Raw genomic sequence first — 24,612 nt, forward strand, 5'->3', positions numbered from 1 at the left:
CTCCCCCCCCTCTCGCGCCCCTCGCACGGCCGTCCCCGCCGCGCAGGGCCGTCTCCGCCGCGAGCACCATGTCCGAATTCCGCCAGATCCGGTGCGGCCGGGGGCGCAGAATCGGAGGCGTGGAGCGTGGTGAGCACTGCGCGGAGAGGATGGGGTCATGACTGTTTTCGCGACCCTCGACAGCCCGCTGGGCGAGTTGCTGCTGGTGGGCGAGGAGTCCCGGGCTGAGCCAGGCGGGATCGCACTGGTGTCGCTGTCGGTGCCGGGGCAGAAGGGCGGCGCCGTCGTCCGGGAGGAGTGGCGGCACGCACCGGAGCTGTTCGGCGCGGTGGCGGCGCAGCTGAAGGCGTACTTCGCCGGGGAGCTGACGCGGTTCGAGGTCACGTACGCGGACGGGGTGGGGACGGAGTTCCAGCGCCGCGTGTGGAGTGCGGTGGACGGCATTCCGTACGGGGAGACGACGTCGTACGGAAAGCTCGCCGAGTCGATCGGGGCGTCGCGGGCGGCGGTCCGGGCGGTCGGCACCGCGATCGGGCGCAATCCGCTGCTGGTGGTGCGGCCGTGCCACCGGGTCGTGGGGGCGGACGGTTCGCTGACGGGGTACGCGGGCGGGCTGGAGCGGAAGCGGCTGCTGCTGGACCTGGAATGCGGCCCGTCGGCGTGAGGGAGGCAGTGCCGTGACCGGGTTGTTCGAGCTGCCCCGGGCGGAGGTGGCGCCGGGCGCGGTGCACGTACCCGGGTGGCTGTCGCTGGAGGAGCAGCGGGAGTTGGTCGTGGCGTGCCGTGCGTGGGCGCGCGGGCCGGTGCCGCTGCGGCACACGCGGCTGCCCGGTGGCGGGGTCATGTCGGTGCGGTCGGTGGGCCTGGGCTGGCACTGGCAGCCGTACCGCTACACGCGCACGGCGGCCGACGTGAACGGTGCGCGGGTGGCCGAATTCCCGGACTGGCTCGGCGACCTGGGCCGCCGCGCGCTGGCCGACGCGTACGAGGACCGGAGCGCCGGCGACGGGTACGCACCGGACGCCGGGCTGATCAACTTCTATGACGGCGACGCCCGGATGGGCATGCACCAGGACCGTGAGGAACGGTCGTCGGCACCGGTGGTGTCGTTGAGCATCGGCGACAGCTGTGTGTTCCGCTTCGGGAACACGGAGGGGCGCGGCCGGCCCTACACGGATGTGGAGTTGGGGTCGGGGGATCTCTTCGTCTTCGGCGGGGAGTCGCGGTTCGCGTACCACGGGGTGCCGAAGGTGCGGCCCGGCACCGGCGATCCGGCGACCGGGCTGGCCGCCGGGCGGCTGAACATCACGCTGCGGGTGACGGGACTGGGCTGAGGCCGCACCGGCCCGCTCGCTAGTGGCGCGAGCGTGAGTGGCCGAAGAGGATCCGGTACGCGACGAGCAGGACGAGCGAGCCGCCGATGGCCGCGAGCCAGGTCGGACCGTCGAAGAACTGGTTGGCGATCTCGCGGTCCAGGAAGCGCGTCGAGATCCAGCCGCCGATGAAGGCGCCGGCGATGCCGATCAGGGTGGTGCCGATCAGCCCGCCCGGGTCGCGTCCCGGCAGCAGGACCTTGGCTATGACTCCGGCGATCAGGCCGAGGACGATCCAGCCGAGGATGCTCATGAGGGTCCCCCCGTGGGTGCGTACGTAGGTGTCCGTGGTGCTTGTGCTCTGTTCTACGTACGGGAAGACGCACTCGGGGCGGCAGGGGTTGCGCAGGTCAGCGGGCGGCGAAGGGCTGGTCCGTGGGAACGATCTCCTTGCCGAGGGGCAGCAGGGACACCGGAATCAGCTTGAAGTTCGCGATGCCGAACGGAATTCCGATGATGGTGACGCACAGGGCGATGCCCGTGATGATGTGGCCGAGGGCGAGCCACCAGCCGGCGAGGATCAGCCACAGCACGTTGCCCACGCAGGACGGGGCGCCCGCGTCGCGGCGGTCGACGACGGTCTGGCCGAAGGGCCACAGGGCGTACAGGCCGATACGGAACGCGGCCAGGCCGAACGGGATGCCGATGATCGTGACGCACAGGAGGAGGCCCGCGAGCAGGTAGCCCAGGAAGAGCCAGAAGCCGCTCAGGACCAGCCATATGACGTTGAGGATTGTCTTCACGGGCGGTGGCCTGCCATCTGTTCGAGTCGGGCGATACGTTCCGCCATGGGCGGGTGGGTCGAGAACAGCTTCGCCGTGCCGTCGCCCGGGCGGAAGGGGTTCGCGATCATCATGTGGCTCGCGGTCTCGATCCGGGGCTCGGGGGGCAGCGGCAGTTGTTTCGTACCCGCGTCGAGCTTGCGCAAAGCGCTGGCCAGGGCGAGCGGATCGCCGGTCAGCTGGGCACCGGACGCATCCGCCTCGTACTCGCGGGAGCGGCTGACGGCGAGCTGGATGACGGAGGCGGCGAGCGGGCCCAGGATCATGATCAGCAGCATGCTGAAGATGCCGGGGCCCTCGTCGTCGTTGGATCTGCCGACGGGGATCAGCCAGGCGAAGTTGACCAGGAACATCACCACGGAGGCGAGTGCTCCGGCGACGGACGAGATCAGGATGTCGCGGTTGTAGACGTGGCTGAGCTCGTGGCCGATGACGCCGCGGAGCTCGCGCTCGTCGAGGATCTGGAGGATGCCCTCGGTGCAGCAGACGGCCGCGTTGCGCGGGTTGCGGCCGGTGGCGAAGGCGTTGGGCGCCTGGGTGGGCGAGATGTAGAGACGGGGCATGGGCTGGCGCGCGGCCGTGGAGAGCTCGCGGACCATGCGGTAGAGCTCCGGGGCCTCGAACTCGCTGACCGGCCGGGCGCGCATGGCGCGCAGGGCCAGCTTGTCGCTGTTCCAGTACGCGTACGCGTTCGTACCGAGCGCCACGAGGAGCGCGACGATCAGTCCCGTACGGCCGAAGAAGCCGCCGATGACGAGGATCAGTGCGGACAGTCCCCCGAGGAGTACGGCGGTCCTCAGCCCGTTGTGCCGGCGGTGCACGGTGCGCCCTCCAAATGGTGCGGCAGGGGAACTCCTGGCTCGGTGGTGCTTCCACGTTCAGTGGACCCTCCCTTACTGGTCAACGCCAGGCGGGGGGAGCTAGTTCCCTTGTGCACCGGGGAGGGCGGTTAGGCCGTCCGGGGTGGGTGTGCCGCGGCTACTGGAAGAGGTCGCCGGTGGCGAAGCGGAGGACGAGCTGGGGGACGCCGGAGAGGACGATTCCGGCTGCGAATGTCAGGACGATGGCCGTGGCCAGAGGGGCCGGGACGGGGAGCCTGTTGCGGCGGGGCGCCGCCGCGGCCTCTTGAGGTGCCGGTGCGTCCTCTTGAGGGGCTGCCGCAGCCTCTTGAGGTGCCGGTGCGCCCGCCGGTGCGCGGAACAGCAGGGCCGTCCACTGGAGGTAGTAGTAGAGCGCGATCACGACGTTCACGGCCATGACGACGGCGAGCCAGCCGAGGCCCGCGTCGACCGCCGCCGAGAAGACGGTGACCTTGGCGAAGAGGCCGATGATGCCCGGGGGCAGGCCGGCCAGGCAGAGCAGGAAGAAGCCGAGGGCCAGCGCTGCCAGGGGGTTGGTGGCGTACAGGCCGCGGTAGTCGGCGATGCGGTGCTGCGGCTTCGTACGGGCGACGAGTGCGGCGACGGCGAAGGCGCCGAGGTTCACGACGGCGTACATCAGGGCGTACGCGACGGTGGAGCCGATCTGGGTGTCGCTGGAGTACGCGGCTGCGGCGATCGGGACCAGGAGGTAGCCGGCCTGGCCGACGGACGACCAGGCGAGGAGTCGGACGGCGCTGCGCACGCGCGTGGTGGACTGGCGCAGCGCGGCGACGTTGCCGACGGTCATGGTGAGGGCTGCGAGGACGGCCAGCGCAGGGCCCCAGACGTCGGCGTACGACGGGAAGGCCACGACGGTGACCAGGATGAGGCCGGAGAAGCCGACGGCCTTGCCGATGACGGACAGGTAGGCGGCGATCGGCAGGGGAGCGCCGACGTAGGTGTCGGGGACCCAGAAGTGGAAGGGCGCGGCGGCCGTCTTGAAGGCGAAGCCGACCAGAGTGAGGGCGACGCCCGCCTTGGCGAGGGTGTCCAGCTGGACGGGGACGTCGTCGAGGCGGGTGGCGATCTCGGTGAGGTGCATCGTGCCCGTCGTCGCGTACACAAAGCTGACGCCGAGGAGCATCACGGCGGTCGCGGTGACGGAGGACAGGAAGAACTTCAGGGCCGCCTCGGAGGACCGCTTGTCACCGCGGCGCAGGCCGACGAGGGCGAAGGCGGGCAGGGACGCGACTTCGAGGGCGACAACGAGGGTGGCGAGGTCGCGGGAGGCGGGCAGGAGGGCCGCTCCGGCTGCGGAGGACAGCAGCAGGAACCAGTACTCGCCTGCGGGGAGCTTCTTGTCGTCCTTGGCCGCGGTCATGGACAGGAGCGCGGTGAGGAGGGCGCCGCCGAGCACAAGGGCCTGGATGACCAGGGCGAAGTAGTCGGCGGTGTAGCTGCAGACGGCCGGGTCGTCGACGAGGCAGAAGGTCTTGCGGTCGCCCTTGCGCAGGGGAATCAGCGCTGCGAGGGCGACGGCGAGGCCTGCGACGGCGGCGATGCCGAGGAGGTGCTTGCGGCTCTCTCGTACGAACAGATCGGCGACCAGGATCGCCAGGGCGACGGCCGCGACGACGACGGGCGGAGCGATGGCGAGCCAGTCGACGGACTGGACGAGGCCGGCCGCGCCCTTGGCGCTCTCGGCGGCCATGGGGACGGCGTTCACGACTTGCCTCCTGCGAGGAGCTTCTGGACGGCCGGGTCGGTGAGGCCGAGGAGGACCGCGGGCCAGAGGCCGGCGAGGACGGTGAGGGCGACGAGCGGGGTCCAGGCGGCGAACTCGTAGCCCTGTACGTCGGCGACGGCGGGCTGCTCGGCGTTCTCGCGCCGCTCCCCCATGCAGACGCGGCGTACGACGGTCAGCAGGTACGCGGCGGTGAGCAGGGTGCCGAGGCCGGCGATCGCCATGAAGGTGAGGAAGGCGGGGCGGCTGAGGCCGGGGGCGGGGTCGAACGCGCCGAACATCGTCAGCATCTCGCCCCAGAAGCCCGCCAGTCCCGGCAGTCCGAGGGAGGCGACGGCGCCGAAGGCGAGGAGGGCGCCGAGGCGGGGGGCACGGCCGTAGAGGGCCGCACCGGTGGCCCCGGCGAGGGTGTCGAGGTCGGCGGTGCCGTAGCGGTCCTTGAGGGCGCCGACCAGGAAGAACAGCAGGCCGGTGATGAGGCCGTGGGCGATGTTCGCGAAGAGTGCGCCGTTGACTCCGGTGGGGGTCATGGAGGCGATGCCCAGGAGCACGAAGCCCATGTGGCCGACGGAGGAGTACGCGATCAGGCGCTTGAGGTCGCCCTTGTTGCCCTTGCGGGCGAGGGAGAGGCAGGCGAGGGATCCGTAGATGATGCCGACGACCGCGAAGGCGGCGAGGTACGGGGCGAAGGTCTGCATGCCCTCGGGGGCGATGGGCAGGGCGATGCGGACGAAGCCGTAGGTGCCCATCTTCAGCAGGACTCCGGCGAGGAGGACCGAGCCGACGGTGGGGGCGGCGGTGTGCGCGTCCGGGAGCCAGCTGTGCAGGGGCCACATCGGGGTCTTGACCGCGAGGCCGATCGCGATCGCCAGAACTGCCGTGACCTGCACGGACGTTGTCAGCCCACGGCCGTTGTCAGTGGCGAGTGCCACCATGTCGAATGTGCCGGATTTCAGGCCGATGAGGAGGAGGCCGAGCAGCATCACGACGGAGCCGAGCAGCGTGTAGAGGATGAACTTCCAGGCGGCCCGGGTCTTTTGGGCACCGCCCCAGCGGGCGATCAGGAAGTACATCGGGATGAGGACCATCTCGAAGGCCAGGAAGAACAGGACCAGGTCGAGGACGGCGAAGGTGGCGAGGGTGCCGGACTCCAGGACGAGGAGAAGAGCGACGAATGCCTTGGCGGACGGGCCTGTCGGCATTTTGAAGTAGCTGTAGAGCGCGCAGAGGAAGGTCAGCAGCGCGGTCAGTACGAGGAGGGGGAGCGAGATGCCGTCGGTGCCGAGATGGATCCGGATGTCGAGCGCCGGGATCCAGCTGATGTCGGTCGTGGCCTGCATCTTCGCGGGGTGGCTGTGGTCGAAGCCGAGCGCGAGGACGATCGCCGCGAGGAGGACGACGCCTGTGACGACGACTCCGTGGCGCAGGACGGCCTGGTCGGGGCTGCGGCCCTTCAGTCCGGGCGGGGCCGGGAGAAGGGCGGCGACGGCACCGATGAGCGGGCCGACGACGATCAGTGCGAGAAGGAACTGCATGACGGATGCGCTGATATCGATCACGGCTCACGCTCCGGCGGCGACGAGGACGGCGGCGATTGCCAGGACGACGGAGCCTGCGACCAGGGCGCCGAGGTAGGTCTGCACGTTGCCGGTCTGGGAGCGGCGGACCGCGAAGCCGAGCCAGCGCGGGAGAGCGCCCGCGCCCCGGACGTACGTGTCGACGACCTCGCGGTCCAGGAAGCGGACCAGTTCGGCGGCCGCCTGGACGGGGCGGACGAACAGGGTGCGGTAGAGGGCGTCCAGGTGGAAGCCGGTGGCCGCGTGGCGGTGGAGCGGGCCGAGCAGGAGGCGTCCGGGGTCACCGGGGTCCTGGGCAGTCGGAAGGGGCGCCACGAAGTGGCTCGTTGAGGGGCGGTGGTCGGGCGACGGGCGGGCTGTGCCGTAGGCCGCTTCGTGGGTGGCGATGGCTTCCTCCTCGGAGGTGACCGGGTCCGCTTCGGGGTTCGCGGCGACCGCTCCCAGGGGGATGTTGCTGCCGGCCTTGTAGCGGAGGGCTCGCCAGGACGCGTACGTCATGATCCCGCCGACGGCGGCGACGCCGGTGCCGAGGACGGCGGTGGTGACGGTCGGGGTCAGGGCGTGGACGTCGAACCAGCCCGCGAGTTGGCCGACGGCCAGGCCGAGGGCGAGCGAGGGGACGGCGAGGACCCAGAGGACGGTGCTCATCGCGAGCGGCTGCTTGCCGTGATCGGGGGCGGCGGGGCCGCGGCCCCGGAAGGCGAGGAGCCAGAGGCGGGTGGCGTACGCGGCGGTGAGGAGGGCGGTGAGGAGACCGGAGACCAGGACGATCCAACCGGCGCCCGAGGGGCCGGTGGCGGAGTCGCCGAAGGCGGTGTGCTCGGCGGCGACCAGGACGGCTTCCTTGGAGAAGAAGCCGGCGAAGGGCGGGATGGCGGCAAGCGCGAGGAGCGCGATCGTCATCGTCCAGTAGGCGTCCGGGATCCGCTTGGGCAGGTCGCCCATGCGGGACATGGCGGCCAGGGAGTTGGTGCCGGCGGCGTGGATGATCACGCCGGCGCCAAGGAAGAGGAGGGCTTTGAAAGCACCGTGCGAGAGGAGGTGGAAGACGGCGGCACCGCGGTCGCCGACCGCGAGGGCGCCGGTCATGTAGCCGAGCTGGCCGATGGTCGAGTAGGCGAGGACCCGCTTGATGTCGTCCTGGGCGAGCGCGGCGAGGGCCGAGCCGACCATCGTGACCGCGGCCATCACGGCGAGGACGGTCATGGCGGCTGCGGAGGCCGCGAAGACGGGGAGGAGGCGGGCCACGAAGTAGACACCGGCGGCGACCATCGTCGCGGCGTGGATGAGCGCGGAGACGGGTGTGGGGCCGGCCATCGCGTCCGGCAGCCAGGTGTGCAGCGGGAACTGCGCCGACTTGCCCGCGACGCCCGCGACGAGCAGGAGCGCGATCAGGGTCGGATGGTCGAGGCCGCCGGTGGCGACGGCATTGAGGATGCCGGTGATCCGGAACGTACCGGCGTCTGCGGCGAGTGCGAACAGGCCGAACAGGAAGGGGACGTCGCCGAGCTTGGTGACCAGGAAGGCCTTGAGGGAGGCGGCGCGGGCTTCGGGCGTCTCCCAGTAGTGGCCGACGAGGAAGTACGAGCAGATGCCCATGATCTCCCAGCCGACCAGCAGCACCATCAGGTCGCCGGAGTAGACGACGAGCAGCATCGCGGAGGTGAAGAGGGAGACGAGAGCGGCGTACGAGGCGTAGCGCGGGTCGTCGCGCAGGTAGGCCGTCGAGTAGATCTGGACGCAGGTCGCGACGACGGTCACCAGGACGGCGACCAGGGCCGCGAAGCCGTCGATGTGCAGGGCGAGGTCGATGGGGACCGAGCCGGTCGGGGTGAGCCGGGTGGCGGCGTCGATCGGCCTGCCCCCGCCCTGGTGCGCGGCGACGGTGATCGCGAGCGCCAGGGCGGCGAGCGTTGGCAGGAGTGCCAGGGGGCGTACGAAGCCGGGGGCCTTGCGGCCGAGGAGCAGGCCGGCGGCGGCGCCCAGGAACGGGAGGAGGGGGACGAGGACGGCGAGGGTCGTGGTGGTCACGCGGCGGCCTCTGCCTTCTGTGCCGGGCCGTCGGCGGGTCCGTCCGCCTGGTCGCCCGCCGGGTCTGTCGGGTCTGCCGGGTCCGTCGGGTCTGCCGTCTCGGCGGTGTCGCGGAGCTTGTCGATGTCCGAGGTGCCGCGGTTGCGGTAGACCATCAGGACGATCGCCAGGCCGATGCCGATCTCGGCGGCGGCGATGGCGATGGTGAAGAGGGTGAGGGCCTGGCCGGTGTGCAGGGTGTCGCGGAGCCAGACGTCGAAGGCGACCAGGTTGAGGTTGACGGCGTTGAGCATCAGCTCGACGGACATCAGGACCAGGATCGCGTTGCGGCGGGCGAGTACTCCGTAGAGGCCGACGCAGAAGAGGAGGGCGGCGAGGACGGCCGGGTAGGCGAGGTGCATCAGCGCTGCTCCTTCTTCTCGGCGTCGGGGGCGTTCGTCCTGGCGTCGCGGGCGTTCTTCTCGGTGTCGCGGGCGTTCGTCCTGGCGTCGGGGGCTGCCGCTTCGTCCTCGGCCGCCGTGTTCTTGCGGGAGAGGACGATCGCGCCGACCAGGGCGGCCAGGAGCAGGACCGAGAGTGCTTCGAAGGGGAGCACCCAGTGCTGGAAGAGGATTTCGCCGGTCACCTTGGTGGAGCCCTGGACCGGTCCGTCCAGGTCGATCCAGGTGTTGCGGAACGCGTCGACGACCACCCAGACCAGGGCGGCCGCCGCGGCGACGGCCACCGTGAGGGCGGCCGGGCGGTTGCCCGAGTCGGCGTCCGGGGAGCGCCCGATGGGGGCCCTGGTGAGCATGAGGCCGAAGAGGAGGAGGACGACGATGGAGCCGACGTAGATCAGCACCTGGACCCAGGCGATGAACTCGGCGGTCAGGAGCAGGTATTCGACGGCGAGGCCGCCGAGGGCGACGACGAGCCAGAGAGCGGCGTGCACCAGCTGCTTGGTGGTGACCGTGACGACGGCCGCGCCGAGGGTGACGATGCCGACCAGGAGGAAGGCGATCTCGACCCCGGTCGGGGAGAGGAAGCCGTGGCTGGCGGCGGAGAGGGTCAGGGTCGTGATCACGCCGGGCCCTCCTGCTGGTCCGGGGCCGTCGATTGCTGTTCCTGGGCTGTCGCCTGCTGGTCCTGGGCAGCAGTTGCCGCCTGCTGGCCCTGAGCTGCCTGAGCTTCCTGAGCCGCCTGGGCCGCTTCCGCCTGGGCTGCCTGCTGGGCCGCTTCGAGTTTGTCGGCGGTCTTGCGGGCCGCCGCGATCTCCTTCGGTTCCTCGGCGCGCGGGTCGAGGGCGGGCGGCTGGGGCACGGTCCACATCCACTCGCGGAGCTTGTCCCGCTCGTGGGTCAGCTCGTGGATGTCGGTCTCCGCGTACTCGAACTCCGGAGACCAGAAGAGTGCGTCGAAGGGGCAGACCTCGATGCAGATCCCGCAGTACATGCAGAGCGAGAAGTCGATCGCGAAGCGGTCGAGGACGTTGCGGCTGCGCTCGCGCCCGCCGGGTGCGGCGGCCGGCACCGTCTCCTTGTGGGAGTCGATGTAGATGCACCAGTCGGGGCACTCGCGGGCGCACAGCATGCAGACCGTGCAGTTCTCCTCGAACAGGCCGATCACGCCGCGCGTACGGGGCGGGAGTTCGGGCTGCTTCTCGGGGTACTGCGCGGTGACGGTCTTCTTCGTCATCGTGCGGAGGGTGACGGCGAGGCCCTTGGCCAGGCCCGACCCGGGAATGGGTGCCATGACTACTGGATCGCCACCTTCACGATGCCGGTGAGCGCGATCTGCGCGAGTGCGAGCGGGATGAGGAGGGTCCAGGACAGCTTCTGGAGCTGGTCCTCGCGCAGTCGCGGATAGCTGACCCGGAGCCAGATCACGACGAAGGCGAGCACCGCGGTCTTGAGGAGCGTCCAGACCCAGCCGAGTCCTTCGGCGCCCCACGGGCCGTGCCAGCCGCCGAGGAACAGGACAGTGGTCAGGCCGCAGACGATGACGATGCCCGCGTACTCGGCGAGCAGGAACAGCGCGAAGCGCAGACCCGTGTACTCGGTGTACGCACCGAAGATGATCTCCGAGTCGGCGATCGGGGCGTCGAACGGCGGGCGTTGCAGCTCCGCGAGCCCGGCCGTGAAGAAGATGAACGCGCCGATGATCTGCCAGGGCAGCCACCACCACTCCCAGGCGTTCAGGATGCCGGGCAGCGAGACCGTGCCGGCCGCCATCGCCACCGAGGCGGCGGCCAGCAGCATGGGGAGCTCGTACGCGAGGAGCTGGGCGGCGGTGCGCAGACCGCCGAGCAGCGAGAACTTGTTCGCCGACGCCCAGCCCGCCATGAGCGAGCCGAGCACTCCGACGCCCATGATCGCGAGTACGTAGAAGATGCCCGCGTCGATCTGCTGGCCGACGGCGGACTCGCTCGGGCCGATCGGAATGACGAGGAGTACCAGGAGGTACGGGAGGAGGGCGACGGCGGGAGCGAGTTGGAAGATCCGGCGGTCGGCGCCCGTCGGGACCACGTCCTCCTTCTGCGCGAACTTCACGCCGTCGGCGACGAGCTGGGCCCAGCCGTGGAAGCCGCCCGCGTACATGGGGCCGAGGCGGCCCTGCATGTGGGCCATCACCTTGTGCTCGGTCTGGCCGACCACGAGGGGCAGGACCAGGAAGAGGACGAAGACGAGGACCAGCCGGAGGGCGACGTCGAGTACGTCGTTCACGCGGTATCGCCTCCGGCGGGGTGGGTGGGGTCGTCGGGACCTTGGGGACGGTCCGGCTCGTTCGACGGGGCAGGGCGGGACTCGGCCTCGGGCTCGGACTCCATCGGCGGTACGGGCTCGGGCTCGTCGAAGGTGGGGCGGGCGTGGTGCCAGGGGGCGTCCGGTGCGGGGGCGTCCGGTGCGGGGGCATCCGGTGCGGGGGCGTCCGGTCCGGGGGCGTCCGGTGCGGGGGCGTCCGGTGCGGGTGTGCCGGACGCGGCAGCCCCGGGCTTCGTACCCGCAGCCGCCTGGCTCGCCGATCCGTCTGCGGCACTGCGGTTGCGCCGGGGCGGCCTCGCCGTCGAAGCTCCCGAGGCCTCAGGACCCGTGGCCGGGGGCGCCGGAGCCCCAGGAGCGGCTGCCTCCGGCGGCGCCTGACTGACGGAGCCCTGGCTCGCGCTGCGGGAACGGCGGGCGGGAGCGGTCGGCGCGGCCGAGGTCTCCGATACGGCCGGTGCGGCCGGAGAGCCCGTTGTGCCGGGGCTGGTCTCCGGTGGTACCTGCGATGCCGAGCCCTCGCTCACGCTGCGGCTGCGGCGGGCCGGGCGGTCGGCCGCACCCGCGGTGCCCGCACGCGCAGCGCCCGTACCGGCACGGGCGGCGGCGCCGGTGCTCGCACCCGCCGCACCCGCCCGCGCTCCCCGTGCCGGGCGTGCCGGGGCTGCCGGAAGCTGGCCCTTGAGGGGGCCCCATTCGTTGGGATCGGGGACGCCGGGCGGGAGCATCTGGCGGCGCTTGGGGCCGCCGTGCTCGGACTCGCCCGGCTCCTTGGCGCCGGGCCAGGCCTTGGCGACCCGCGCCGCCAGGACGAAGTCCTTGCGGAGGGGGTGTCCCTCGAAGGTGTCCGGCAGGAGGAGGGGTGCGAGGTGCGGGTGGTCGGTGAAGTCGATGCCGAACATCTCGTGCGTCTCGCGCTCGTGCCAGGCGGCGCCCGCGTAGACGTCCACCGCTGTGGGGAGGACGGGGGCGGCGTGCGGCACGGTCGTACGGATCAGGAGGCGGCGGACCGAACGGCCTTCGAGGGAGACGACGTGGGCGGACACACGGAAGCCCGTGCCCGGCTCGTCGACCGCGCTCAGCCAGTCGAAATAGGTGCAGGCCAGCTTGTCCCTGGCGATTTCGAGTGCGGAGATCCACGCACCGATGGGCACGTCGACCGTCAGCAGGTCGTACGCCCGCTCGGCCGTGGCCTCCGCGCCGAAGACCTCGGTGACCGTGTCGGGCAGACCGTCGTAGACGCTCACCGGTCACCAACTCCCGGGGCGGGGGCGGGAGAAGGCGTCGGCGGCGGGGGCACCAGGCTGCTCTGCAATGCGGTAACGGACGGGCGGGCCGCCGAGTTCCCGTAGCGCTCCGCCAGTGACTCGCGAGCGATCTTTTCCTGGAGCTTGAGGATGCCCTGGAGGAGAGCTTCGGGGCGGGGTGGGCAGCCCGGCACGTACACGTCGACCGGAATGATCTGGTCGACGCCCTTGGTGACGGAGTACGAGTCCCAGTACGGGCCGCCGCAGTTGGAGCAGGCGCCGAACGAGATCACGTACTTGGGCTCGGGCATCTGCTCGTAGAGGCGCTTCACGGCCGGGGCCATCTTGTCCGTGACCGTGCCGGACACGACCATCAGGTCGGCCTGGCGCGGGCCGGGCGCGAAGGGGATCACGCCGAGCCGGATGAAGTCGTGGCGGGCCATGGAGGCCGCGATGAACTCGATGGCACAGCAGGCGAGGCCGAAGTTGAAGACCCAGAGGCTGTAGCGGCGGCCCCAGTTGAGGACCACCTTCATCGGTTCGGGCGCGAGGCGGGAGAGGACGCCGAGGCGCTGCGGGGCGGGCAGGTCCACCGGACCGGTCCCGGGTGCGGTCTCCGGAGCAGGCTGCGGAGTGGGGGTCACGTCCATTCGAGGACGCCCTTCTTGTATGCGTACAGCAGACCCACGGCCAGGAAGCCGAGGAAGATGAACATCTCGACCAGCGTCGTGGCGCCGTATCCGGGTGCGGCGAACACCGTCGCCCACGGGAACAGGAAGATCGAGTCGACGGCGAAGATCACGTACAGGAACGCATAGACGTAGTAGCGGACCTGGGTGTGCGCCCAGCCCTCGCCGACGGGGTCGACTCCGCACTCGTACGTCAGGAGCTTCTCCGGCGTCGGCACCACCGGGCGCAGCAGGCGCCCGGCGCCGAAGGCCACGGCGACGAAGAGCACCCCGACGACGGCGAGCAGGCCGACGACCGAGTAGCTCTGGAAGTAGCTCGCGGCCGACACGGTGGCGGCGGAGTGCTCCGCCGCCGAGAAGTGTTCCGCCGCCAACTCGATCGGCACGGTCGGTTCCGGCACGTCCCGTCCCTCGCTCCCCGGCCTCTCGGCACCCTGTCGGCCGCCGGTCGGCGGTCGTTGATCTGTACGCACGGGAGTCTAGGGCCTGGTAAAGGTTCAGTAAGCAGTCATGTCACTTCGGCAACCGGACGGTGGTGGGGTTGTCCCTACCTCCGGCACCCCGCCCACCCCATGGCGTCCGGATGCCGGTACCGGCAGTCTTGGCCATATGACCGTAAGCTCCGGCGCGCACTCGCCCGGCTCCGACCTGCTGCCTCCTCCCGCCGCCTTCGCCTTTGGCCGGCACACCTGGAAGGAGGTCGTGCATCTGCTGCTCGACCTCCCCGCGGCCCTGCTCGGGTTCGTGTACGCGGTGGTGTCCGTCGTGCTGGGCACCGGTCTCGCCGTGACCGTGGTCGGGCTGCCGTTGCTGGCGGCCGGGCTGATGGGGGCGCGCTGGATCGGCAGCTGGGAGCGCGCGCGTGCGCGCGTGCTGCTCGGGGTGCAGGTGGAGGAGCCGAGTCCGCTGCGGGCCGGGCGGGAGCAGGACGGTTTCTTCCCCTGGCTGTGGGCGACGCTGAAGGATCCGGTGGGCTGGCGTTCGGTGCTGTACTCGGTGATCCGGCTGCCGTGGGGCGTGCTGACGTTCACGCTGACGCTGGTGAGCCTGATCGTGCTGTGGCCGGTGCTCGGCTACGTCGTACGGGGGTTGGCCAACGTGGACCGGGCGATGGTGCGCGGGCTGCTGTCGCCGTCCGGCGAACTGGAGCGCCGTATCGCCGAACTGGAGTCGGACCGGGGTGTGGTCGTCGACACGGCCGCCGCCGACCTGCGGCGCATCGAACGCGACCTGCACGACGGGGCACAGGCCCGGCTCGTCGCCCTGGCGATGGGGCTCGGGCTGGCGAAGGAGAAGCTGCTCGACGACCCGGAGACCGCCGCGCAGATGGTCGGCGAGGCGCACGGAGAGGTGAAGCTGGCGCTGCAGGAACTGCGCGACCTGGCCCGCGGCATCCACCCGGCGGTACTGACCGACCGGGGCCTGGACGCGGCGCTGTCCGCGATCGCGTCGCGGTGCACGGTGCCGGTGAAGGTGAACGCCGACCTGGACGAGCGTCCTGCGGAGGCCATCGAGGGCATCGCGTACTTCACGGTCTCCGAGCTGTTGCAGAACGTCAGCAAGCACAGCGGGGCCCGGACGGCGACGGTCGAGGTGTGGCGGTCCGGGGCGCGGCTGCTGATTCAGGTACGGGACGACGGGCGCGGGGGCGCGCGGCTGGACGGCGGCACCGGCATGGCGGGGCTCGCGGACCGGCTCGGCGCGGTCGACGGACTGTTCACGGTGGACTCGCCGCCGGGCGCGGGCACGACGGTGACGGCGGAACTGCCGTGGCGGGAGCGGACGTCGGCGGGCGCGGGAGCACCTGCGGGGCGTGGCCGGTCTGTGGGAAAGCGCAGTGCCAGGGGTGGGGAAAACCCCAGGAAAGGACGGTGAATTACCTCATGGTCCGGGGCGCCGCGCTCCCGCAGTCTTGATTCAACGCACCTGCTGACACCACATCGCACCTGCTGACACCACATGGAAGAAACGGACCCGATCATGGCCACGGATTACGCACCTCGCACCGGGGAACACCGGCCCCGGCAGCACCGCGTCCCGCCGGTGCTGCGCGCGCCGTTCGAAGGCCGCGCCTGGCGCGAGCTCGGCTATGTGCTGTTCAGCCTGCCGATCAGCATGGTGGCTTTCGTCCTCGCGATAACGACCCTCTCGCTGGGTGCCGCCCTGCTGGTGACCTTCCTCGGCATCCCGGTGCTCGCGGCGGGGCTCGCACTGTTCCGCGGTTTCGGCGTACTGGAGCGGGCTCGGGCACGGGGTCTGCTGGGGCTGGACGTACCGGGCCCCCGGCCGCTGCGCCCTGCCAAGCCCGGTCTGATGGGCTGGGTCGGGGCCGTCCTCAAGAGCGGGGTGTCCTGGCGTCATCTGCTCTACGGGATCCTGCACATGCCGTGGGCGGTCTTCGCGTTCGGTGTCTCGGTGATCTTCTGGTCGTTCGGTCTGATGGCCTTCACGTACCCGCTGTACGGATGGGCCATCACGCAGAGCAACGGCACGCGCGGCATCCAGCTCTACGGCGGCATGCACAACGAGGTCTACCTCAACGCACCCCTTGAAACAGCCCTCACCAGCGCGACCGGCCTGGTCGTGCTGCTGGTCTGCCCGTGGATCACCCGGGCCCTGGTGTCCGTGGACCGGCTGATGGTGGCCACCCTGCTCAGCCCGTCCGCCCTCGACGACCGGGTCACCGAGCTGGAGTCCGACCGGGGCGTGGTCGTCGACACGGCCGCCGCCGACCTGCGGCGCATCGAACGCGACCTGCACGACGGGGCGCAGGCCCGGCTCGTCGCCCTGGCCATGGACCTGGGCCTGGCGAAGGAGAAGCTGACCAATGACCCCGAGGCGGCGGCCCGGATGGTGGACGAGGCGCACGGCGAGGTGAAGGTGGCGCTGCAGGAGCTGCGCGACCTGGCCCGCGGCATCCACCCGGCGGTACTGACCGACCGGGGCCTGGACGCCGCACTGTCCGCGGTGGCCTCCCGGTGCACGGTGCCGGTGAAGGTCGAGGTGGATCTGCCGGCCCGGCCGGCCGCGGCCATCGAGGGCATCGCGTACTTCACGGTCTCCGAGCTCCTGCAGAACGTCAGCAAGCACGCACAGGCCACCCGGGCCTCGGTCGAGGTGTGGGAGACCGGCGGTCGGCTGATGCTCCAGGTGACCGACGACGGCCGGGGCGGCGCGAGCACCGGCGGCGGCTCGGGCTTGGCGGGTCTGGCGGAACGGCTGGACGCGGTGGACGGAATCCTGGTGGTGGACTCCCCCGTCGGCGGCCCGACGACGATCACGGCCGAGCTGCCCTGGCGCGGCTGATCACCGGCCCGACGGGCGGGCCCGAGCGGGTGACAGCCGGGCAACCGGCCGCCGAGCGGCCCCGGGACAGCTGGGCAACGAACTGACACCCGTCCCGGGACGGGTGGACAACGGGCTGATGCGCGGCCCCTGGGGAGGGCTGGCTGACTGCCTACCGGCGCGGGGCTGCCCCGGGGCAGGCCGGCGCCGTCCCTCCAGCCACCGGCCCGACGAACTGCCCTGTGCAACTGAGCACGGGACGGACGAGAGGCCCCGGGACTACTGAGTACCGGGACCGACGAGCTGCCCCCGGGGGGGCAGCTGAAGCCGACCCGGCGGCAAGCGAGGGAGCCGCTGGCCTGCGGCCGGACTGACCAGTCGGACTGACCGGCCTGACTGACCGGCCGAGGTGCGGCGTGGCTGACCGGCCGAGGTACGGCCTGACTGACCGGCCGCGGTACGGCATGGCTGACCGGCCGGACTGCGGCCTGGCCGACCCGTCCCGGCCGACTGCGGCCTGGCCGATCCATCGGGCTGCTCCGGTGCGGCCGGTCGCCGAGGCTTCCGGAGCGGTAGGTCCCCGGGCCTGCGGAGCGGCGGGGCTCCTCGGCTCCCGGGCTCCTCGGCTCCCGGGCTTCGGGACTGCGGGACGTCCGGACTTCCGGACATCCGGGCTTCCGGGCTTCCGGAGCAGCAGGGCTCCGGAGTCCTGTCCCCCTCTTCCCGACACCTGGGCGCACCCCGGTCCGGATGCTGGGATGCTGGGGGAAGTTGAGTGCGGTACACAGCCGTACCCGCCAGAACCTGGGGGCAGGAAAAGTCGTGGGAGACAGGGTGCGCGTGGTCATCGCCGAGGATTCGGTACTGCTTCGGGAGGGCCTGACCCGGTTGCTGACCGACCTCGGGCACGACGTCGTCGCGGGCGTCGGGGACGGGGAGGCGCTGGTCAAGACCGTGGGCGACCTGGCCGCGCAGGGGCAGCTGCCGGACGTGGTGGTGGCGGACGTACGGATGCCGCCGACCCACACCGACGAGGGGGTGCGGGCGGCGGTGCGGCTGCGCCGGGACTATCCCGGGATCGGGGTGCTGGTGCTGTCCCAGTACGTGGAGGAGCAGTACGCCACCGAGCTGCTGGCCGGGTCCAGTACGGGCGTGGGCTATCTGCTCAAGGACCGGGTGGCGGAGGTCAGGGAGTTCGTGGACGCCGTGGTGCGGGTGGCCAGGGGCGGTACCGCCCTGGACCCCGAGGTGGTGGCCCAGCTGCTCGGCCGCAGCCGCAAGCAGGACGTGCTCGCCGGGCTCACCCCGCGCGAGCGGGAGGTCCTAGGGCTGATGGCGGAGGGCCGGACCAACTCGGCGGTGGCCAAGCAGCTGGTGGTGAGCGACGGCGCGGTCGAGAAGCACGTCAGCAACATCTTCCTGAAGCTGGGTCTGTCGCCGAGCGTCGGGGACCACCGGCGGGTGCTTGCGGTGCTGACCTATCTGAACTCCTGAGCACCCGAGTGCCCGAGTACCTGAACAGCTGAGCTGCTGAACTCCCGAGCTCCGGAGCGGACTTCGGTGCTCGGGGGCGCACTTCCGAACCGCACTCCCGGACCGCACTTCCGAACCGCGGTTCCGGGTGTGGGCTCCGGGGCGGAACCCCGTCCCGGAGGCCGTGCAAGGACCCGGCCGGGGATCCCGGACACTGGATTTCTGACGGGTCGTCAGATAACAAGGTCGAGCGCGCCTCGATCGGGGCCGTAGGACCAGAACCAAAGGATGAGCAAGGAGCGTCTTCAGCACAGGGGCCAGGGGGCGGATGAATCGTGATGAATCATGACAGCTGGGTGTCTCAAAAGCGGTTTCGCCTTTGGGGCGGGCCAAGGAACGCGACCCTTGCAGACGTAGGGTTGCCCCGGGACGACCGGTCGTCCGGCCGTTCCCGAACAGCCGCCTCTGAGGGAGGTCCAGTTCAGTGACCAGCCAGGTCAGTAGCCCGGCCGAACAGGCCGACGGAGCCAACACGGCCCCGGAGAAAGAGGTCCGCCGCCTGGACCGGGTAATCATCCGTTTCGCGGGCGACTCCGGTGACGGCATGCAGCTCACCGGTGACCGGTTCACGTCGGAAACCGCGTCGTTCGGCAACGACCTGTCGACCCTGCCGAACTTCCCGGCCGAGATCCGGGCCCCCGCAGGGACCCTGCCGGGCGTCTCCAGTTTCCAGCTGCACTTCGCGGACCACGACATCCTCACCCCCGGCGACGCCCCGAACGTACTGGTGGCGATGAATCCGGCAGCGCTCAAGGCGAACATCGCCGATGTGCCGCGCGGGGCCGAAATCATCATCAACACCGATGAGTTCACCAAGCGGCCGATGGCCAAGGTGGGGTACGAGACGTCCCCGCTGGAGGACGGTTCGCTGGACGCCTACAGCGTGCACCCGGTGCCGCTGACCACGCTGACCGTGGAGGCGCTGAAGGAGTTCGGGCTGTCCCGCAAGGACGCGGGCCGGTCCAAGAACATGTTCGCGCTGGGTCTGCTCAGCTGGATGTACCACCGGCCCACCGAGGGCACGGAGGCGTTCCTGCGGCAGAAGTTCGCGAAGAAGCCCGACATCGCCGAGGCCAACGTGGCTGCTTTCCGGGCGGGTTGGAACTTCGGCGAGACGACCGAGGACTTCGCGGTGAGCTACGAGGTGGCCCCGGCCACCACCGCGTTCCCCCCGGGCACGTACCGGAACATCTCCGGGAACCTGGCTCTCTCGTACGGGCTGGTCGCGGCCGGGCAGCAGGCGGATCTGCCGCTCTACCTCGGCTCGTATCCGATCACCCCGGCGTCCGACATCCTGCACGAGCTCAGCAAGCACAAGAACTTCGGCGTACGGACCTTCCAGGCCGAGGACGAGATCGCGGCGATCGGCGCCGCCCTCGGGGCGGCCTTCGGCGGTCAGCTGGCCGTGACCACCACCTCGGGCCCCGGCGTCGCGCTGAAGTCGGAGACGATCGGGCTCGCGGTGAGCCTGGAGCTTCCGCTGCTGATCGTGGCGATCCAGCGCGGCGGCCCGTCCACCGGACTGCCGACCAAGACCGAGCAGGCGGACCTGCTGCAGGCGATGTACGGGCGCAACGGCGAGGCCCCGGTGCCCGTGATCGCACCCCGGACACCCGCCGACTGCTTCGACGCGGCGATCGACGCGGCGAGGATCGCGCTGACCTACCGCACTCCGGTCTTCCTGCTGAGCGACGGTTACCTGGCCAACGGTTCGGAGCCCTGGCGGGTTCCCGACGTCGACGAACTGCCCGATCTGCGTGTGCGGTTCGCGACCGGACCGAACCACGAGCTGGCGGACGGCACCGAGGTGTTCTGGCCGTACAAGCGCGATCCGGAGACCCTGGCCCGCCCGTGGGCGGTACCCGGCACGCCGGGTCTTGAGCACCGCATCGGCGGCATCGAGAAGCAGGACGGCACGGGCAACATCTCGTACGACCCGTCCAACCACGACTTCATGGTCCGCACCCGGCAGGCCAAGATCGACGGCATCTCGGTCCCGGACCTGGCGGTCGACGACCCGGACGGCGCCCGCACGCTGGTGCTCGGCTGGGGTTCGACGTACGGGCCGATCACGGCGGCGGTACGGCGGCTGCGCACCGAAGGCGTGGCCATCGCGCAGGCGCATCTGCGCCATCTCAACCCCTTCCCGAGGAATCTCGAAGAGGTGTTGAAGCGTTACGACAAGGTGGTCGTCCCGGAGATGAACCTGGGTCAGCTCGCCACGCTGATCCGGGCGAAGTACCTCGTGGACGCGCTCTCGTACAACCAGGTCAACGGAATGCCGTTCAAGGCCGAGCAGCTGGCCACGGCCCTCAAGGAGGCCATCAATGACTGAGACGGTCACTTCTTCGAGCGACACCTCGCACGCGCCCTCGCGCACGCCCGCACACTCGCCCGCTCACACCTCGCCCGCTCACACGCTGCTGTCCCTCGTGCCCAAGGCCGACGCCAAGCAGTCCATGAAGGACTTCAAGTCCGACCAGGAAGTGCGCTGGTGCCCCGGCTGCGGCGACTACGCGGTGCTCGCCGCCGTGCAGGGGTTCATGCCGGAGCTGGGGCTGGCGAAGGAGAACATCGTCTTCGTCTCCGGAATCGGCTGCTCCTCCCGCTTCCCGTACTACATGAACACGTACGGGATGCACTCCATCCACGGCCGCGCCCCGGCCATCGCGACCGGACTCGCCTCCTCCAGGCGGGACTTGAGCGTCTGGGTGGTGACCGGTGACGGCGACGCGCTGTCCATCGGCGGCAACCACCTGATCCACGCACTGCGCCGCAACGTGAACCTCAAGATCCTCCTCTTCAACAACCGGATCTACGGGCTCACCAAGGGCCAGTACAGCCCGACGAGCGAGGTCGGCAAGATCACGAAGTCGACGCCGATGGGCTCCCTCGACGCGCCCTTCAACCCGGTATCGCTGGCGATCGGCGCCGAGGCGTCCTTCGTCGCGCGCACCGTCGACTCCGACCGCAAGCACCTCACCGAGGTACTGCGCCAGGCCGCCGACCACCCCGGCACGGCGCTCGTCGAGATCTACCAGAACTGCAACATCTTCAACGACGGCGCCTTCGAGGTCCTGAAGGACAAGGAGCAGGCCGAGGAAGCGGTGATCCGGCTCACCCACGGCGAGCAGATCCGCTTCGGGGCTGACGGCGCGAAGGGCGTCGTACGGGATCCGCTGACCGGCGACCTCAAGGTGGTGGCCGTCACCGAGGAGAACCAGTCGCAGATCCTCGTCCACGACGCGCACAGTCCCTCGCCGACCACCGCGTTCGCACTGTCGCGCCTGGCCGACCCGGACACGCTGCACCACACTCCGATCGGAGTGTTCCGCTCCGTCGACCGGCCGGTGTACGACACGTTGATGGCCGACCAGCTGGACACCGCGATCGAGCGGGACGGCAAGGGCGACCTCGGTGCGCTGCTGGCGGGCAAGGACACCTGGACCGTCGTCGGCTGAGCCGCTTCCGGTCTCTTTCCGAGCCGCTTCCGAGCCGCTTCTGATCGCTTTCCGGTACGTCCGAAAGGGGCGCCCGGGCCGTACGGGCCGGGCGCCCCTTTCGTGCATCCGGGCGCGGGGCGGGTGTCATGACCGTATTGCAGGACGGACATGACATACGGGGCCGGGCGGGCTTACCGTCGAGCGCGACGGGTGTGTGCAGGGTGCACGTTCCGGGCGGGAGGCCAGGCCGGTGTCGACGTCGTCGGATACCAAGAAGGATCAGCGGGCGGGTCTGCTGTACGGCATCGGTGCATACGGAATATGGGGTTTCGTCCCGCTCTTCTGGCCGCTGCTGAAGCCGGCCGGGGCGATCGAGATCCTGGCCCACCGGATGGCGTGGTCGCTGGCCGTGGTGGCCGTCGCGCTGCTGGCGGTACGGCGCTGGGGGTGGATCCGCGAGCTCGTCCGACAGCCCAAGAAGCTCGGTCTGATAGCCGTGGCCGCTGCCGTCATCACCGTCAACTGGGGCCTGTACATCTGGTCGGTCAACTCCGGCCACGTGGTGGAGGCGTCGCTCGGCTACTTCATCAACCCGCTGGTCACCATCGCCATGGGAGTCCTGCTGCTCGGCGAACGGATGCGGCCGGTGCAGTGGGCGGCGGTCGGGGTCGGCGCGGCCGCGGTCCTGGTGCTGGCGGTGGGGTACGGGGAACCGCCGTGGATCTCGCTCGCCCTGGCGTTCACCTTCGCCACGTACGGGCTGGTGAAGAAGAAGGTCAACCTGGGTGGGCTCGAATCGCTGGCCGCCGAGACGGCGATCCAGTTCCTGCCCGCGCTGGGGTACTTGGTGTGGCTGGGAGCTTCCGGTTCCGCCGCGTTCGGCGCGCACGGGGCGGGACATGCGGCGCTGCTCGCGGCGACGGGTGTGGTGACGGCGATTCCGCTGGTGTGCTTCGGGGCGGCGGCGATCCGGGTGCCGTTGTCGACGCTGGGGCTGCTGCAGTATCTGGCACCGGTGTTCCAGTTCGTGCTGGGGGTCGTGTACTTCCACGAGGCGATGCCGGTGGAGAGGTGGGCGGGGTTCGGGCTGGTGTGGGTGGCGTTGACGTTGCTGACTTGGGATGCGGTGAGGGCGGCTCGGAGGGCGGGGGTCGCGCGGGGGATGGTGGCGGCTTCGGCAGCGGCACAGGCGGCTCCGGCTCCGGCTCCGGCTGCCGAGGCGGGGGTCGGCGCGGGGGTGGAGGGGAAGTAGCGCGCGGGGCGTGCGGGTCGGATGGGCAAGGAGGCTAGGGGGTTGGGGGGCAAGCATCTAGGGGCGCGGGGAACTGCGCGACCAGCCACGACGCACCCGCACGAAGACCACCCGCCCATTAATTGGCGAGACGGTGCGGTTCGGGACGGGTTAGAGTCGAGGCATGGGCAGGCACTACTTCTTTCTGTGATTCCCCGCGCGGACGCGGGCGTGTGCGCGAGTGGCTGAGCCCTCGCCCCGCCCGAGCGTTCGCGCGCCCTCAGGTCCGCAGAAGCGAGCAGAACTTCGCACCCCAGGGGAATCACCATGCGCCGCACCCACAGCGCCCAGCACGCCCAGCTCACCCTCCGTAACGTCTCCAAGGCCTTCGGGGACCGTGTCGTCCTCGATCAGGTCTCCCTCTCCCTCCGCCCCGGTGAGAAAGCCGGTGTGGTCGGGGAGAACGGGTCCGGCAAGTCCACCCTGTTGCGGCTGATCGCCGGCACCGAGCAGCCCGACGACGGTGAAGTGGCCGTTGTCTTCCCCGGCGGCGTCGGGCACCTCGCACAGACCCTCGACCTCGCCCCGCACCTCACCGTCCAGGACGCCGTCGACTCCGCGCTCGCCGAGTTGCGCGCGCTGGAGGCCGCGATCCGGGACGCCGAGGCGCTGCTCGGCGATGCCACGCCCGCCGAGCTCGACGCGTACGGCGAGCTGCTCGCCACGTACCAGGACCGGGGCGGTTACGAGGCCGACGCCCGCGTCGACGCCGCCCTGCACGGGCTCGGGCTGGCCCGGATCACCCGCGACCGCGTCCTCGGCTCGCTCTCCGGCGGCGAACAGTCCCGGCTCGCCCTCGCCTGCGTACTCGCGGCGGCGCCCGAGCTGCTGCTGCTCGACGAGCCGACGAACCACCTCGACCGGCACGCCACCTCCTGGCTGGAGGACCAGCTGCGCGCCCACCGCGGCACCGTCGTCGCCGTCACGCACGACCGCGCCTTCCTGGAGCGGGTGACCGACACCGTTCTGGAGGTGGACCGCGATCTGCGGGCGGTGAGCCGGTACGGCGACGGGTGGGAGGGCTATCGCACGGCGAAGGCCGCCGCCCGGCGCCGGTGGGCGCAGGAGCACCAAGAATGGGTCGACGAGCTGGCCCGCACCGAAGCCCTGGTCGAGGCGTCCGGGCAGCGGCTCGCCGCCACCGGAAAGGACCCGGGGCAGGGCTTCGGCAAGCACCGCAGGTCCAGCGAGGCCAAGCTGTCGGGGCGGGTGCGGGCGGCCCGTCAGCGGCTGGAGGTGCTGCGGGAATCCCCCGTACCGGCTCCGCCTGTTCCGCTTCGGTTTCACGTGAAACTGGATGTGGCCGACCCTCAGGGTGAACAGCCGGACGTCATTGCCGAGTTGAAGGACGTCACGGTCGGCAAGCGGCTGCATGTACCTGAGTTGAGCATCAAGACCGGGGAACGGCTGCTGGTCTCCGGTCCGAACGGCGCGGGCAAGTCCACACTGCTGCGCGTACTGGCCGGTGATCTGGCTCCCGACACCGGCACCGTCGTACGGCCGGAGCGGCTCGGCCATCTCCGGCAGGAGCTGGCCGCGACCTCCGACCGGCGGTCCCTCCTGGCGGGTTTCGCGGCCGGCCGGCCCGGCTTCCCCGAGGAGTACGAGGACGAACTGCTCGGGCTCGGGCTGTTCAGGGCCGCCGACCTGGGGGTTGCGGTGGCGGCGCTGTCCATCGGGCAGCGGCGGCGGCTGGAGCTGGCCCGGCTGGTGTCCCGGCCCGCCGACCTCCTCGTGCTCGACGAGCCGACGAACCACATCGCGCTCAGCCTGGTGGAGGAACTGGAGGAGGCCCTCGCCGACTACCCGGGGACGGTGGTGGTCGTCTCGCACGACCGGCGGTTCCGGAGCGGGTTCGCAGGGACGAGGCTGGAGTTGGAGGCGGGACGGGTGGTATCAGCGGGCTGAGGCGGGCGGTGATGTTCGCGGGCTGAGGCAGGACCAGGGTCCGAGCCCTGGGCCCTGGGCCGAACGACCCGAGCCCGGACCCGCACCCTGGGTCGGCCCGCACCGCGGCCT

Annotated in this window: 22 protein-coding genes; 9 read left to right on the top strand and 13 right to left on the bottom strand. The window is 70.9% G+C overall.

Translation table 11 applies throughout. From position 1 onward, the window contains the following. Positions 1-157: 157 nt before the first annotated feature. Positions 158-664: a methylated-DNA--[protein]-cysteine S-methyltransferase gene (locus tag ACH4SP_RS24190; protein WP_398417597.1), complete on the top strand. Its 507-nt coding sequence runs from the start codon at positions 158-160 to the stop codon at positions 662-664. A gap of 13 nt (positions 665-677) precedes the next feature. Next, positions 678-1,334, top strand: coding sequence for an alpha-ketoglutarate-dependent dioxygenase AlkB family protein (locus ACH4SP_RS24195; protein ID WP_398417598.1), 657 nt, complete (start codon positions 678-680; stop codon positions 1,332-1,334). 19 nt (positions 1,335-1,353) lie between these two features. Here ACH4SP_RS24195 and ACH4SP_RS24200 read toward each other — a convergent pair whose 3' ends face one another. The 13 genes from ACH4SP_RS24200 to ACH4SP_RS24260 all read right to left on the bottom strand — a co-directional run bounded on the left by ACH4SP_RS24200 (position 1,354) and on the right by ACH4SP_RS24260 (position 13,442). After that, positions 1,354-1,626 (bottom strand): GlsB/YeaQ/YmgE family stress response membrane protein, encoded by a 273-nt coding sequence (locus tag ACH4SP_RS24200; protein WP_398417599.1) that lies wholly within the window; start codon positions 1,624-1,626, stop codon positions 1,354-1,356. Between the two features lie 97 nt (positions 1,627-1,723). Then, a complete protein-coding gene (locus ACH4SP_RS24205) occupies positions 1,724-2,116 on the bottom strand; it encodes a YccF domain-containing protein (RefSeq protein WP_398417600.1) in 393 nt (130 codons plus the stop codon). Beyond that, entirely contained in the window at positions 2,113-2,976 is an 864-nt protein-coding gene (gene htpX, locus ACH4SP_RS24210; RefSeq protein ID WP_398417601.1) for a zinc metalloprotease HtpX, read from the bottom strand. Before htpX ends, ACH4SP_RS24205 begins: the two co-directional genes overlap by 4 nt. Before the next feature lie 157 nt (positions 2,977-3,133). Beyond that, positions 3,134-4,726: an NADH-quinone oxidoreductase subunit N gene (locus ACH4SP_RS24215; protein ID WP_398417774.1), complete on the bottom strand. Its 1,593-nt coding sequence runs from the start codon at positions 4,724-4,726 to the stop codon at positions 3,134-3,136. Between the two features lie 11 nt (positions 4,727-4,737). Next, positions 4,738-6,294, bottom strand: a complete 1,557-nt coding sequence (locus tag ACH4SP_RS24220) for a NuoM family protein (RefSeq protein WP_398417775.1) — start codon at positions 6,292-6,294, stop codon at positions 4,738-4,740. Between the two features lie 27 nt (positions 6,295-6,321). Continuing rightward, positions 6,322-8,367, bottom strand: a complete 2,046-nt coding sequence (locus ACH4SP_RS24225; protein ID WP_398417602.1) for an NADH-quinone oxidoreductase subunit L — start codon at positions 8,365-8,367, stop codon at positions 6,322-6,324. After that, a complete protein-coding gene (nuoK, locus tag ACH4SP_RS24230) occupies positions 8,364-8,768 on the bottom strand; it encodes an NADH-quinone oxidoreductase subunit NuoK (RefSeq protein WP_398417603.1) in 405 nt (134 codons plus the stop codon). The genes ACH4SP_RS24225 and nuoK overlap by 4 nt, the downstream gene beginning before the upstream one ends. Beyond that, positions 8,768-9,418, bottom strand: coding sequence for an NADH-quinone oxidoreductase subunit J (locus tag ACH4SP_RS24235; protein WP_398417776.1), 651 nt, complete (start codon positions 9,416-9,418; stop codon positions 8,768-8,770). Before ACH4SP_RS24235 ends, nuoK begins: the two co-directional genes overlap by 1 nt. Positions 9,419-9,426: 8 nt before the next feature. After that, positions 9,427-10,098, bottom strand: a complete 672-nt coding sequence (locus ACH4SP_RS24240; RefSeq protein WP_398417604.1) for a NuoI/complex I 23 kDa subunit family protein — start codon at positions 10,096-10,098, stop codon at positions 9,427-9,429. A gap of 2 nt (positions 10,099-10,100) precedes the next feature. Next, entirely contained in the window at positions 10,101-11,069 is a 969-nt protein-coding gene (locus tag ACH4SP_RS24245; protein WP_398417605.1) for an NADH-quinone oxidoreductase subunit H, read from the bottom strand. Next, positions 11,066-12,352: an NADH-quinone oxidoreductase subunit C gene (locus ACH4SP_RS24250; RefSeq protein WP_398417606.1), complete on the bottom strand. Its 1,287-nt coding sequence runs from the start codon at positions 12,350-12,352 to the stop codon at positions 11,066-11,068. Before ACH4SP_RS24250 ends, ACH4SP_RS24245 begins: the two co-directional genes overlap by 4 nt. After that, positions 12,349-13,002 (bottom strand): NADH-quinone oxidoreductase subunit B, encoded by a 654-nt coding sequence (locus ACH4SP_RS24255; RefSeq protein WP_398417607.1) that lies wholly within the window; start codon positions 13,000-13,002, stop codon positions 12,349-12,351. The genes ACH4SP_RS24250 and ACH4SP_RS24255 overlap by 4 nt, the downstream gene beginning before the upstream one ends. Continuing rightward, the gene (locus ACH4SP_RS24260) at positions 12,993-13,442 is read right to left on the bottom strand and encodes an NADH-quinone oxidoreductase subunit A (RefSeq protein ID WP_398417608.1); all 450 of its coding nucleotides are present in this window, start codon (positions 13,440-13,442) and stop codon (positions 12,993-12,995) included. Before ACH4SP_RS24260 ends, ACH4SP_RS24255 begins: the two co-directional genes overlap by 10 nt. Positions 13,443-13,650: 208 nt before the next feature. Between ACH4SP_RS24260 and ACH4SP_RS24265 the strand changes: the two genes are divergently transcribed. The 7 genes from ACH4SP_RS24265 (at position 13,651) to abc-f (ending at position 24,501) form a co-directional block, all read left to right on the top strand. Beyond that, positions 13,651-14,916 carry a sensor histidine kinase gene (locus ACH4SP_RS24265; RefSeq protein WP_398417609.1) on the top strand — a complete coding sequence of 422 codons (1,266 nt, stop codon included), beginning with the start codon at positions 13,651-13,653 and terminating at the stop codon, positions 14,914-14,916. A 105-nt stretch (positions 14,917-15,021) separates the two neighbouring features. Then, positions 15,022-16,347 carry a sensor histidine kinase gene (locus tag ACH4SP_RS24270; protein WP_398417610.1) on the top strand — a complete coding sequence of 442 codons (1,326 nt, stop codon included), beginning with the start codon at positions 15,022-15,024 and terminating at the stop codon, positions 16,345-16,347. Between the two features lie 813 nt (positions 16,348-17,160). Continuing rightward, positions 17,161-17,820 (top strand): response regulator, encoded by a 660-nt coding sequence (locus ACH4SP_RS24275; RefSeq protein WP_398417777.1) that lies wholly within the window; start codon positions 17,161-17,163, stop codon positions 17,818-17,820. A 463-nt stretch (positions 17,821-18,283) separates the two neighbouring features. Further along, the gene (locus tag ACH4SP_RS24280; RefSeq protein WP_398417611.1) at positions 18,284-20,194 is read left to right on the top strand and encodes a 2-oxoacid:acceptor oxidoreductase subunit alpha; all 1,911 of its coding nucleotides are present in this window, start codon (positions 18,284-18,286) and stop codon (positions 20,192-20,194) included. Positions 20,195-20,318: 124 nt separating this feature from the next. Further along, on the top strand, positions 20,319-21,320 hold the full coding sequence (locus tag ACH4SP_RS24285; protein ID WP_398417778.1) for a 2-oxoacid:ferredoxin oxidoreductase subunit beta: 1,002 nt from the start codon (positions 20,319-20,321) through the stop codon (positions 21,318-21,320). 232 nt (positions 21,321-21,552) lie between these two features. Beyond that, complete coding sequence (gene rarD / locus ACH4SP_RS24290) at positions 21,553-22,554, top strand: EamA family transporter RarD (protein ID WP_398417612.1); 1,002 nt, start codon at positions 21,553-21,555, stop codon at positions 22,552-22,554. 306 nt (positions 22,555-22,860) lie between these two features. Continuing rightward, positions 22,861-24,501: a ribosomal protection-like ABC-F family protein gene (abc-f, locus tag ACH4SP_RS24295; protein WP_398417613.1), complete on the top strand. Its 1,641-nt coding sequence runs from the start codon at positions 22,861-22,863 to the stop codon at positions 24,499-24,501. The last annotated feature ends 111 nt before the right edge of the window (positions 24,502-24,612 follow it).

The sequence above is a fragment of the Streptomyces sp. NPDC021093 genome (genome assembly GCF_044333135.1).
In the GTDB taxonomy this organism is placed as follows: Bacteria; Actinomycetota; Actinomycetes; order Streptomycetales; family Streptomycetaceae; genus Streptomyces.